This is a genomic window from Alienimonas californiensis, assembly GCF_007743815.1.
Taxonomy (GTDB): domain Bacteria; phylum Planctomycetota; class Planctomycetia; order Planctomycetales; family Planctomycetaceae; genus Alienimonas; species Alienimonas californiensis.
The window spans coordinates 2,723,126-2,734,642 of sequence record NZ_CP036265.1 but is presented as its reverse complement, the minus strand read 5'-3'; the positions used below and the strand labels follow the sequence as shown (position 1 = coordinate 2,734,642).

The window sequence follows — 11,517 nt, the reverse complement described above, 5'->3', positions numbered from 1 at the left end:
CCCCGGCGCCGGCCGGATCCGCGAACGGAGCCAGAACGGCCGTCCGGCCCGCAATCGGCGGGTGACGATGGGAGACCTTCACGCTACCGCACGCCGCGGCCCTGTCAAGACGGCACGGAACCGCCCGATCCGTCCGCCCGAAAACGCCCTAGAGCAGCCCGCCCCGCCGGCGCCACAGGCTCAGGCCCACCAGCAGCACGCAGCCGACGCCCAACCCGGCGGCCAGCGGAGCCGCCGGCGAGGCAGTGCGAACGCCCCCCGCCGGGTGCATCGCCGGGGCGTCCAGTTCGACGGCGCCCGCCAATCGGGCTTCGCCGCGGGCCGTCGGCCGGGCGGCGGTCCGGAGGTCCGGGAGACGCTCCTCGCCCGCGACGAGCGCCGGGGCGGCGGCGTCGGAGGTCGGCATCGTCGGGGCGAAGCGCCCGCCGTTCCCTTTCTCCGCCGCGTTCACCGCCGCGTCGGTCATCGGCACCGGCGCCGGCGCCGCGAGGGCGGCGAGGGCCGGTTCGAGGTCCGTCGCCGGGACCGTCTCCGGCGGGCCGAAGGCGGGTTCCTGCTGGCCGAAGGCGATCCGCGGCTCCCCCTCGGGCAGGCCGGCGTCCGGGCCGGCGAGGGCGGCCAGCGACGGGTCGGCCGACCCCATCCGCGAGGCGGCGGGCGGGGCGAACGACTCCTCATCGCCGGTGAACGAGGGCGGCAACGGCGGGCGACCGAACGACAGCTCCGGCAGCGGCCCCAGTGCCTCCACCGGCACGGGACGGGGCGCCGCGGCCACGTCCGCCTCCGCGGACGGCAGCGTGCCGACGTTCGCCGAGACCGTCGCCCCCGCCGACGGCGCGGCCGGCGGCCGGCCGAACGGGTTGCTGGCCGGCAGCGGGCTCGGCATCGGGGCGGCGAGCGCCGCGGCGGCGTCGGAGGTCGTCGCAGCCGCCCGGGCGTCGTGCGCCGCCTTCGCGGCCTGCGCGGTCCGCTGGGCCTGCGCCGTCAGATCGGACTGGGCGAACGGGTCGAACCCGTCCCCCGGATCGTCCGCCGCCAGGGCGGCGACGGCGGCCGGTCCCCACGGCGGCGGCACGAGGTCGGAATCATCCGCCGCCGCCGTCTCCGCCGCCGAATCCGCGTTCGCCAAGTCCGTCTGCTCCGCGGCGGCGTTCTGCACGGCCGCGTTCCGGACGGCGTCGGTCGGTCCCACGGCGCCGGCGGTCGTCTCCACGGACGCCGGGGCGGCGGTGTCGGCAAAGGCCTGATCCAGCGACGTCGGCCGCTCAGACGGCTCGGCGTGGGCGCCGGCGAACAGGTCCCTCGGACCGACCGGGGCGTCCGAGAACAGGTCGCCCGGGCCGGTCGGGGCGGAGGCGAGATCCGCCTTCGGGGCGGCTTTCGACAGCGCTTCCACCTGAGCGGACGGATCCTCGCCCGCGGCGGTCATGTCGTCGTTTGCCCCGGCGAGGGAGACGTCGCCCGCGGCCGAATCGAGTCGATCGGCCGGATCGCTGGAGGGGAAGGGGGTCGCCTCGTCCCGCAGGACGGCGAGCATCGCGTCGAACTCGTCCGCGAACTTCGCTCCCGCCTGGGCGTCCGATTGCTTCGCGGAGTCCGGCGTGTGCGGGGCGGCCCCGGCGTCGGCGACGACGCGGGACTCGTCGGCGGATTCCTGCTGAGCGACAGCTCGCTCCGCGGCGGCGAACGGATCGGGCGCCGTCGCCACGGCGTCCGGCCCGCAACCGGGGCCTTCGCAGGGCCGATTCGGGTGGAACGCCGCGTCCCGGACGCCGGCGAGCGCCTCCAGCGGACGCGACGCCGACTGGCAACCCACCGCCCCCGCGGAGAGAACCAACGCTAACGGCAACGCCGCCCGCCGTGCCGCCCGCAACGTCAGCAGGCGAACGGTCCGGGGGCCTCCCGTCCGGCAATTGGCATCCCGGTCGCGCAGCGGCAGGGCGCAAACCGGGAGCGGACGGCGGGCGGCGGTGCGGTGCGGCATTGCGAAAGCCCTTTCCATGGACGGGGCCGGCGGCTCAGGCGAGCCGGGGCGGGGGCGCGGCCAATCCGTCGGCCGCGGCGGAACGGGACTCAACCGGGCCCGCAAACGGGCCGGGGGAGAACCGTCGGCACCGTCTGGATTCGGATCGGACTCGCCGTCGCCGCGACCGCCGCCGGCCCGAATCGCGGAACGAGGGGGCGGGACTGTGCGGATTATTCCACGCCGCCGGATAGCGCCGCCTGTCCGTGCGGGCGCGGAGGGCGGAGCGGGTCCGACTGCGGGGACTGAGGCGACTCAGCGGGTGAGGGATTGTAACCGTTTCACATTGAGCGTGTCCCACGGAACGCCGTCGCGGTCCTTTTTGGGGGTTTCCAGGATGAACGCCGTGTCGTCCCAGCGGGGGTCGGTCATCAGGCGGCGGAAGCCGGCGTCGCCGATCTCTCCCTCGCCGATGTGCTCGTGCCGGTCCAGCCGGCTGCCGAGGCCCCCCTTGCTGTCGTTCACGTGCAAACAGGCCAGCCGGTCGAGCCCGACGGCGGCGTCCAGCTCCTCGAACGCCCGCTCGTAGCCGGCGTCGTCCCGCAGGTCGTAACCGGCGGCGAAGGCGTGGCAGGTGTCGAAGCAGACCCCCAAGCGCCCGCGCAGCCGCTCCGGCACGGCGTCGACGATCGCCCCGAGGTGCGACAGGTTCCAGCCGAGGTTCGTGCCCTGCCCGGCCGTGTTCTCCAGCCACAGGCCGCAGGTTCCGCCCGCCGCCCGCTCCAGCACGTCGGCGATCGCGGCCGCGGCGGCGGCGAGGCCGACGTCCTCACCGCTTTTCACATGGCTACCGGGGTGCACCACCACGCCGGCCAAACCGAGGGCGTCGGCCCGCTCCAGTTCGATCGCCATCGCCGCCACGCTCTTCTCCCGCAGTTCCGGGTCGGGGGTGGCGAAGTTGATCAGGTAACTGGCGTGCGAGCAGGCGAACCGCAAGCCGGCGGCGGCGTGGGCGGCGGTCCAGCGCGTCGTCAGCTCCTCCGTCAGCGGCTTGGCGGCCCACTGATGGTTGCTCTTGGTGAAGATCTGCACCGCGGCGAGTTTCAGTTCCCCCGCCCGATCGGCGGCGTTGTGGAACCCGCCGGCGACGGAGAGGTGCGAACCGAACAGCGGCATGGGCGAGCGGCGGGAGGTCGGGGGAGCGAACGGCGGGCGCTAGCATCGCCGCCGATGTCCGACGCCGCGACCGCCCCGCCCCCCCGCCTCTCCCGCAAACGCCGCACGGCCGCCGAACGGCTGTTCCGATCGGTGCGGCCGGAACTGGAGGAGCGGTTCCGCGCCCTCGCCGGCCGCGACGGCAAACCGGCCGGGCTGCGGTGGGTCGAGGTGCAGTTCTCCGGCGAGCCGACCTTCGTCACCGCCCCGGACGGTCGGTTGGACGCCCTGCTGCCCGTCGTCGTGCAGTTCGAGCCGATCCCCGGCGGGGGCGTGGAAGAGGTGAACGCGGCCCGTCTGCCGCGCTCGGCGGTCGCCTTGTTCCACCATCGCCCGGCCCCGTGGTGGGCGTCCTGGTCCGCGGGCATGTGGGGCACGGGCGGCCGTGTGTTGTTCAATCACACACCCGAGACCGCCGCGGAACGGGTCGCCGCGGGCCACTGAGTGGTCGCTGTTCCCCGACGGCGTTCGATCGGCTGTCGAGGGGGCAGATTGAACCGATCGGAGCGACCCGATACGCTTTCGCATCGAACGGTTCCCAACTAATACGGCGCGGCTCGCGTGACGCAGGAACGGGGCGTGGGGGTCGAGTCGCTAGACGACGCTCATAGGCAACCCGTAGTGACTCAGCACAGATTCGCGTCCCTCTCGACCTGCGTCTTGATCGCGTTCGGGGGGCTGCTTGCGGGGCGGACGGACGCCGCCGAACGACCGAATATCGTCTTCATTTTCGCCGACGACTGGGGTTGGGGCGACCTGGGCTGCCATGGGCACCCTTATCTCGAGACGCCGAATCTGGACCGCCTCGCGTCGGAGGGGACGGACTTTTATCAGTTTACCGTCGCCAGCGGCGTCTGTTCGCCGAGCCGCGCGGCCGTGGTCACGGGTCAGTTCCCCGCCCGGCACAGCATCCACGGGCACTTCGCGACCGTCGCGTCTCATCGGCAACGCGGCATGCCGGATTGGCTCGATCCGAAGGCGACGCTGTTACCGAAATTGTTAAAGGACGCCGGCTACGCGACGGCCCATTTTGGCAAATGGCACCTGACGAATACCATGGTCGAGGACGCGCCGCTTCCGACCGAATACGGCTTCGACGTCTACGGAGCCTTTAATTGTTCCGGCCCGCAAATGCCGGTGTTCGAGGACGTGGGTCGGTCGATCGAGTTCGTCGAGAAGAGCCACGCCGAGGGGAAGCCGTTCTTTCTCAATCTGTGGATTCACGAACCGCACACGCCGCACTACCCGAAGCCGGAGTATCTACAACAGTTCTCGCATCTCGAGGACGAACGCGATCGGATTTACGCCGCCGTGCTGGCCCACGCCGACGCCCGCGTCGGGCGTCTGTTGGAGACGCTGGACCGTTTAGAACTCACCGACGACACGCTCGTCATCTTCAGTTCTGATAACGGACCGGAAAATTCCAGCGGCCGCCGACTCACGGACGACCGGTCCACGGGGCCGGGAATCGGCTCCTTCGCGTCGGTGGGCACGACGGGGGGCCACCGCGGTCGGAAACGTTCGCTCCTGCAGGGCGGCATCGGCGTGCCGTTCATCGCCCGCTGGCCCGGTCGCATCGCCGCCGGGAAGACTGACGACACGACGCCGCTCACGGCCGTCGACCTGCTGCCGACTTTCTGCGCGCTGGGCGGAGCGGAACTGCCGGAGGGGTATGAGCCCGACGGCGTCGATCAGTCTGGTGCGCTGCTCGGCAAGCCGTATGCGACTCGCGAGAAGCCGATTTTCTGGCAATGGAGCTCCGCGTCCGCCCGCGGCGAGAACTGGCCCGCACTGGCGGTTCGCGAGGGCCGCTGGAAGCTGCTTCTCGGGAAGGATGCGCAGCAGGTCGAACTGTTTCGCTTCCCGGACGACCGCCTTGAGGAGCACAACATGCAAGAGGAGCGACCGGGCAAGGTCGAGCGTTTGAAGACTCTGCTGGAGAGTTGGACCTCCACGCTGCCCCGCGAGCCGAACGAGGACTGCTTCTCGGCCGAACGGGGACGGTGATCGTCTCGCCGTGGTACGTCGTGGCCGTGGTCGCCGATGCAGCTCCGCTGAGCGACGCTCCCTGACGGTCGCGGCTCCGTTCCCTCCTCCAAAACGAAGATCGTGCTCTCGGCGCAGCAACAAGCCCGGGGCGAATTCCATTCGCCCCGGGCTTCGTCGCGTCGGCGTCTTCGGGTGTGGTCCCGCCCCGGTCGGCGTCCTGCCGGGGGGAGCGGGCCTGGGACGCCGGGCGGTTCGGGGAACCGGCCGGGGCCGGTCGGGTCAGGCGGCGGCGCGGAGGCCGCGGCTCATCGGCAGGACGGCGGGGCTGCTCTCGCGACAGGCGGTGAGGAAGCCGTCGATCAACTGCATGTCCAGGGCGCTGGCAGTCTCGTTTTCCGGGTGCCACTGCACGCCCACGCAGTACCAGTCGTCGTCCTGGGTCTCGATCGCCTCCACGATGCCGTCCGGGGCGTGGGCACTGGCGATGAACTCCGGGGCGACGGCGTCGACGGCCATGTGGTGCAGGCTGTTCACGCGGATCTCGCCGTTGCCGTAGGCCGCTTCGACGCGGGTGCCGGGGACCGGCTCCAGGAGGTGCCGCAGGTTCGCCTCGCAGCCGTCGCGGTGCGGCAGGCCGCTGGGGTTGTCCTCGGGGAGGTGCTGATGAAGGGTGCCGCCCATCAGCACGTTGAGGAGCTGCATGCCGGCGCCGATGGCCAGGATCGGCAGCTTCATCTCGATCGCCATGGTGGCGAGGCGGCGATCGAAGTCCTCGCGGCGGGACGGCATGCAGCGGGTCGCGGGGTGCCGTTCGACGCCCTGCCGGGCCGGGTCCAAGTCCAGCGGGCCGCCGGCGAGGACGATGCCGTCCACCATCCCGAGGTACTGCCGCAGGTCCTCGTCGTCCATCATCGGGGGGATGAGGGTCGGCAGGCCGCCGCCCTTGGCGACGGTGTCGAAGTAGCCGGCGTTGAACCAGCTCAGGGCCGGCAGGCTGTTGTCGGCCTTGGGGCCGCGGAAGTCCCCGTTGATCCCGATAACGGGCTTCGGCGCCGGCTTGGGGGCGGGGGCAGCGGGCTTTTTGCGGCGGGGCATCGGAAAATCCTTTTCCAAGGTCGTCTGGGAAGACGTTGGACGCATCGTGCGTCCGGGATGGGTCGCGGAAAACTTGTCAGTTCCGTCTTCCCGTTGCGGGCGAGATGACGGAGACTGGGGCCGTGCGGGGGGTGCCGTAAGGACCCCGCCGCTCGGGCGATCATGCCGTCGCGGCGGGGTCTCTCGACGTGGAGCGTCTTGCTCCGGGGTGCGGTCGAATCCTTTCAACCGGTCGCGGGGGGCTTGCCGGCCGAACGTTTCGGCGGCCGCCCCGACCGGCGACGAGGGGGAAGATAGTCGGGAAAACCCCCTAGTGAATCCCCTCCCCCCAAGTTGTGTCGGGTTTCCCTCAAGCACCCAGATCTGCCGTCCACGTTCGTTCAGGTGAACGTCGATCGACCGCCGGCGCTCAATTCTGCAACGCTTTCGACGGTCGATGGGCGACCAATCTGCTTCAAAACGCGACAGAAACCTTCAGGGGCAGCGTTCGCGACGCCAACCGCTCCCCTAGCCGCGGAATCAGGGTCTTCACCACCCGCAGACGCCGGGGGTCAGGAGCGCCCGGGGAACCGCCAGTCGCACCGTGCCCTCCGAGGGACGGCAGACGATGTGCTGGGCGGTGCAGTTCTGGATGACGTCCGGCTCGGTCAGGGCGTAGAAGCAGCCGCCGTCGCTCACTTCGCCGCGGGGGGCCGCCTCGTATAGGGCGGCCAGCCGCTCGTGCGAATGCCCGATCACGTCGCCGTCGGGGGGCGCCGCCTCGCCGCCCCCGCCGGCGTCCAACACGCGGAAGTGGTTGGTCGCCACCAGCGGGTCGCTTCCTTCGCCCCAGGTCACCCCGCTGCGGCGGGGCGTGCGCTCGACCACGACCCGCTCCGAGTTCTCCCGGCCCACCACCGTCACGATCGCCCCGCAGACCAGCCGCTCCCGCCGGATGCGGACCACCGCGTCGGCGAAGTCCCGGGCGACCGTCAGCACGCGGCGGAGGAACAGCAGCGCCGGACAGCCCAGCAGGTCCGGCGCCCCGGCGACGCCGACCGCGTTCAACGCCAGGGCGAACCCGCGGGAACTCTGCCCCGTCACCACCCCGATGCCGCCCGGCCATCCGGCGTTCCAGACGGTCAGCGGCGCGCCGCCCGGTTCCGCGTCGTAGCGGGTTTCCACCAGCAGGCTGGCGCGGGCCAGCGGGCCGGCGGGGCTCCAGTCCATGTTGCGGGCCAGTACGGGGCCGTGGGGCGTGGCCAGCGCCGCCGTGCTGCAGGCGAACCCGCTGAGGGCCAGGTCGTAGGTGCAGTTCGCCACCAGCACCTCGGCCCAGGTGGTGTCCAGCAGTTCGGCGAGAGCCTCCGCCTCCGCCCGCCAGCGCCCCTTGGTGCGGGCGTTGACGGCCAGTGCCAGCCCGCCGGCGCCGGTGGGCAGGTGGGCCCGCAGGTCGGCGAGCAGTTCCCGACAGCGCCCCAGGCTATCGGCGGGCAGTTGCCGGAAGCGCTCGGCGGGGGGAAGATCGCCGTTCAACCGCACCGACGGGGCGTCCGCCCAGGGCGGCAGCCCGCCGCCGGCCGCGCCCCCGCCGCCGGGCCCTGCGAAGTGCGGCGGATCGGCGGAGCGCGACATGCCCCAATCTTTACACAATCCTCCCGCCGCCTCACCCCCGGATGGCACGGCGCTTGCCGGTGGGGCGGACGCCGACTCCCGGACCGCTGCGATCCTCACGCTTTCCAACGAAACCGACACTGACCGGCTCGGCCGCGTCCTCGCCTCCCTGTTGCGGGTCGGGTCGGTCGTCGGGCTGAACGGCGAACTGGGCGCCGGCAAGACCCGGCTGGTGCGGGCCGTGGCGCTGGCCTGCGGCGTGGAACCGGAGCAGATCGGCAGCCCCACGTTCACCCTCGTCCGCGAGTACGTCGCCCGGACCGCTCCTCGCGTCCCCGCCGAACTGCGACTTCCGCCCCTCCTCTTCCACCTCGACGCCTACCGGCTGGCGGACGAGGACGACTACCTGAACCTCGGCCCGGAGGAGTTCATCGAGTCCGGCGCCATGCTGATCGAATGGGCCGAGCGGGTGGATGAGGTGTTGCCGACCGACCGCCTCACCTTATCTCTCGCCGCGACCGGCGAGACGAGCCGCTCCGTCGCCCTGTCCGCCGGCGGCCCGGACTCCCGCCGCCTGCGGGATGCGATCCTCGCCGCGTTCGACCCGGCCTCCCTCCCCGCCGCGGGCCGCGATGAAGACTGACGGCCCCGCCCTCTCGGTGCATCGCCCCGAACAGCGTCCCGGGAACGGGGCGGTCGCCGAACCGCCGGAGCCGGAGGGGTTCCGGGCGGAGCTGGACCTGTACGTCGGCCCGATCGACCTGCTGCACCATCTCGCCCGCCGCAGCGAGCTGGACCTGCTCGATCTGCCGCTGGCGCAGGTCGTCGGCCAGTTCGAAGCCTACAGCCGGACGCTGGGGTTCCTGGATCTGGACGGCACGGGCGATTTCCTCTCCGCCGCGACCCACCTGGTGGAGATGAAGAGCAAGCGGGCGCTGCCGGTCGCCCCGAAGAAGACGAAGGAGGAAGCCCCCAGCGAGGACCGCACCGCCCTGCTGAGCCGGTTGCTGGAATACCGCCGTTATAAGGAGGCCGCCGCCGCCCTCGAACGCCGGGCTTCCGGCGCCGCGGAGCGGCTGCCGCGGATCGTGGAGCGACCCTCCAACGACCACGGCGGGGCCGACCGGATCCGCGACGTGGAGCTGTGGGACCTGGTCGGGGCGCTGGCCCGCGTGATCGAACCGGCCGAGGAGGTCGGCGCCGGGACGGTGAAGCGGGAGGCGATCCCCGTGGCGAAGTGGGTGGAGATTCTCGCCGCCCGTGTCCGCAAGGAGGGCCGGCTGCGGTTCGAGGACTGTTTCGCCGACCCTCGCGACCGCGACGCCGTCACCGGGGCCTTCCTCGCCGTGCTGGAACTGCTCCGCCACCACCGCTTCCGGGCGGAGCAGGCCCGGAACTTCGGCCCGATCGTGATTCTACCCCCGGCCGATTCGTGAGCCCGAAGCGCAAGCGAGGGTCGGAGCGGCCCGGTCGCCGGACGCGGCGCCTATAATCGCCCCCGCCCCGGCCTCGCTTGCGCTTCGGGCTCACGACGCACCCCCTGCCCCCCCGACTGTCACCGTGCCGAAGTTCGAGGTCGTCAGCGAGTTCGCCCCCGGCGGTGATCAGCCCAAAGCGATCGACGCCCTCACGCGGGGTTTAACGGACGGCGAGCGCGATCAGGTGTTGCTCGGCGTCACCGGCTCCGGCAAGACGTTCACGATCGCCAACGTGATCGAGCGGGTCCAGAAGCCCACGCTCGTCCTCTCGCACAATAAAACCCTGGCCGCCCAGCTCTACGGGGAGTTGCGGGAGTTCTTCCCGCACAACGCCGTCAGTTATTTCGTCAGTTATTACGATTACTACCAGCCGGAGGCGTATATCCCCGCGCGGGATATCTATATCGAGAAGGACTCCAGCATCAACGAGGAGATCGACCGCCTGAGATTGCAGGCGACGAGCCAGCTCGTCAGCCGCCGGGACGTGATCGTCGTCTCCTCGGTCAGTTGCATCTACGGGCTCGGCAGCCCGAAGGAATACGTCAACATGATGGTACCGATCCAGGTGGGGGAGGAACTGGACCGCGACGAGGCGCTGCTGAAGTTCATCGACATCCAATACGACCGCAACGACTACGACCTCGCCCGCGGCCGGTTCCGGGTGCGGGGGGACACCATCGAACTCTGGCCCGCCTACGAGGAATTCGCCTACCGCATTGAATTGTGGGGCGACGAGGTGGAGAGCCTGTCCGTCATCAACCCCACCAGCGGGGAGACGATCAAGAAGGTCGACGAGGCGTACATCTATCCCGCCAAGCACTTCGTGATGCCGGCGGACAAGATGGACCGGGCGATCAAGGAGATCGAGGACGAATTAAACGCCCAGCTCGAACAGTTCCACAAGGAAGGCAAGCTGCTCGAAGCCCAGCGCCTCAGCGCCCGGACGCGGTACGACCTCGAATTAATGAAGGAGGCCGGCTTCTGCCCCGGCATCGAGAACTACAGCCGGGCCCTCGCCGGCCGCCAACCGGGCCAGCCGCCCGACACGCTGCTGGACTTTTTCCCGAAGGATTTCCTGACCGTCATCGACGAATCGCACGTCTCCGTGCCGCAGGTGCGGGCGATGTTCAACGGCGACCACGCCCGCAAGAAAACGCTGGTGGAACACGGATTCCGCCTGCCGATGGCGATGGACAACCGCCCGCTCAAGTTCGAGGAGTGGGAGGAGCGCCGCGGACAGACAATTTTCGTCTCCGCCACGCCGAACGAGTGGGAATTAGACCTCACCGGCGGGGAGATCGTCGAGCAGGTGATCCGCCCGACCGGCCTGGTCGACCCGCAAATTCATGTCGTCCCCGCCCGCGGCCAAGTGCCCCACCTGCGGGAGCAGATCGCCAAACGCGTCGAACGCGGCGAGCGGGTGCTGGTCACCTGCCTGACGAAGCGGCTCAGCGAAGACCTCACCGCCTATCTTCAGGAAGACGGCGTGAAATGTATGTGGCTGCACAGCGAGATGGACGCGATTGAGCGGGTCCAGGTGCTCCGCGAATTGCGGGAGGGCAGCCACGACGTCGTCATCGGCGTGAACCTGCTGCGGGAAGGGCTGGACCTGCCGGAGGTCTCGCTGGTGGCGATCCTCGACGCCGATAAAGAAGGCTTCCTGCGGAGCGAAACGAGCCTCATTCAAACGATCGGCCGCAGCGCCCGGAATGTCAACGCGGAGGTCTTTTTATACGCCGACCGCGTCACCGAGAGCATGGCCCGGGCGATGGAGGAGACGAACCGCCGCCGGGCAATTCAGATCGCTCACAATAAAAAGCACGGCATCACGCCCCGCTCCACGACCCGCAAAATCAGCGGGGGTATCGAATCCGAGGTGCAGGCGAACCGCAGCGTCCGCGAAGCCGTCACCGCCGCCCCCGGCACGGTCACGATTACGAAGGAACTGATCGCCGAGTTGGAAAAGGAGATGCTGACCGCCGCGGAGAACCTGGAGTTCGAGAAGGCCGCCGGCCTGCGGGACAAAGTTGCCAAGCTCAGCGACCGCATCGGTGAGGCGTTGGAGGAATCCGACCTGCGTCCCGCCGGCGGTCGCGGCAAACGCGGCCGGCGGGGCCGCGGCGGCGGCAAGAAGGGCGAACGGGTGCCCAAGCCGGCCGGTTCCTCCGGTCAGTGACGGCGCCG

9 protein-coding genes are annotated in these 11,517 nt (G+C 70.6%); 5 read left to right on the top strand and 4 right to left on the bottom strand.

What is annotated here, in order from left to right; genetic code table 11:
- Positions 1–148: 148 nt before the first annotated feature.
- Both CA12_RS22030 and CA12_RS10810 read right to left on the bottom strand, forming a co-directional pair.
- On the bottom strand, positions 149–1,984 hold the full coding sequence (locus tag CA12_RS22030; protein ID WP_165700686.1) for a hypothetical protein: 1,836 nt from the start codon (positions 1,982–1,984) through the stop codon (positions 149–151).
- A 294-nt stretch (positions 1,985–2,278) separates the two neighbouring features.
- The gene (locus tag CA12_RS10810; protein ID WP_145358961.1) at positions 2,279–3,139 is read right to left on the bottom strand and encodes a deoxyribonuclease IV; all 861 of its coding nucleotides are present in this window, start codon (positions 3,137–3,139) and stop codon (positions 2,279–2,281) included.
- A 54-nt stretch (positions 3,140–3,193) separates the two neighbouring features.
- Between CA12_RS10810 and CA12_RS10805 the strand changes: the two genes are divergently transcribed.
- Together CA12_RS10805 and CA12_RS10800 are read left to right on the top strand one after the other, a co-directional pair.
- Positions 3,194–3,622 carry a hypothetical protein gene (locus CA12_RS10805; RefSeq protein WP_145358960.1) on the top strand — a complete coding sequence of 143 codons (429 nt, stop codon included), beginning with the start codon at positions 3,194–3,196 and terminating at the stop codon, positions 3,620–3,622.
- A gap of 216 nt (positions 3,623–3,838) precedes the next feature.
- Positions 3,839–5,185, top strand: coding sequence for a sulfatase-like hydrolase/transferase (locus CA12_RS10800; protein ID WP_145358959.1), 1,347 nt, complete (start codon positions 3,839–3,841; stop codon positions 5,183–5,185).
- A gap of 261 nt (positions 5,186–5,446) precedes the next feature.
- On the opposite strand, the gene CA12_RS10795 is transcribed toward CA12_RS10800, so the two are convergent.
- Both CA12_RS10795 and CA12_RS10790 read right to left on the bottom strand, forming a co-directional pair.
- On the bottom strand, positions 5,447–6,262 hold the full coding sequence (locus CA12_RS10795) for a gamma-glutamyl-gamma-aminobutyrate hydrolase family protein (protein ID WP_145358958.1): 816 nt from the start codon (positions 6,260–6,262) through the stop codon (positions 5,447–5,449).
- 528 nt (positions 6,263–6,790) lie between these two features.
- On the bottom strand, positions 6,791–7,876 hold the full coding sequence (locus CA12_RS10790; RefSeq protein ID WP_145358957.1) for a C45 family autoproteolytic acyltransferase/hydolase: 1,086 nt from the start codon (positions 7,874–7,876) through the stop codon (positions 6,791–6,793).
- Between CA12_RS10790 and tsaE the strand changes: the two genes are divergently transcribed.
- The 3 genes from tsaE (at position 7,875) to uvrB (ending at position 11,509) form a co-directional block, all read left to right on the top strand.
- Entirely contained in the window at positions 7,875–8,498 is a 624-nt protein-coding gene (gene tsaE / locus CA12_RS10785; protein WP_145358956.1) for a tRNA (adenosine(37)-N6)-threonylcarbamoyltransferase complex ATPase subunit type 1 TsaE, read from the top strand. The genes CA12_RS10790 and tsaE overlap by 2 nt on opposite strands.
- Positions 8,488–9,291, top strand: coding sequence for a segregation and condensation protein A (locus CA12_RS10780; protein ID WP_165700685.1), 804 nt, complete (start codon positions 8,488–8,490; stop codon positions 9,289–9,291). The genes tsaE and CA12_RS10780 overlap by 11 nt, the downstream gene beginning before the upstream one ends.
- Positions 9,292–9,415: 124 nt before the next feature.
- Positions 9,416–11,509, top strand: coding sequence for an excinuclease ABC subunit UvrB (uvrB, locus tag CA12_RS10775; RefSeq protein ID WP_145358954.1), 2,094 nt, complete (start codon positions 9,416–9,418; stop codon positions 11,507–11,509).
- Positions 11,510–11,517: the final 8 nt, after the last annotated feature.

What these genes read in the sequence shown, in the direction of transcription:
- CA12_RS22030 (WP_165700686.1), bottom strand. Translation starts at nt 1,984, where the DNA reads ATGCCGCACCGCACCGCCGCCCGCCGTCCGCTCCCGGTTTGCGCCCTG.
- CA12_RS10810 (WP_145358961.1), bottom strand. Translation starts at nt 3,139, where the DNA reads ATGCCGCTGTTCGGTTCGCACCTCTCCGTCGCCGGCGGGTTCCACAAC.
- CA12_RS10805 (WP_145358960.1), top strand. Translation starts at nt 3,194, where the DNA reads ATGTCCGACGCCGCGACCGCCCCGCCCCCCCGCCTCTCCCGCAAACGC.
- CA12_RS10795 (WP_145358958.1), bottom strand. Translation starts at nt 6,262, where the DNA reads ATGCCCCGCCGCAAAAAGCCCGCTGCCCCCGCCCCCAAGCCGGCGCCG.
- tsaE (WP_145358956.1), top strand. Translation starts at nt 7,875, where the DNA reads ATGCCCCAATCTTTACACAATCCTCCCGCCGCCTCACCCCCGGATGGC.
- CA12_RS10790 (WP_145358957.1), bottom strand. Translation starts at nt 7,876, where the DNA reads ATGTCGCGCTCCGCCGATCCGCCGCACTTCGCAGGGCCCGGCGGCGGG.
- CA12_RS10780 (WP_165700685.1), top strand. Translation starts at nt 8,488, where the DNA reads ATGAAGACTGACGGCCCCGCCCTCTCGGTGCATCGCCCCGAACAGCGT.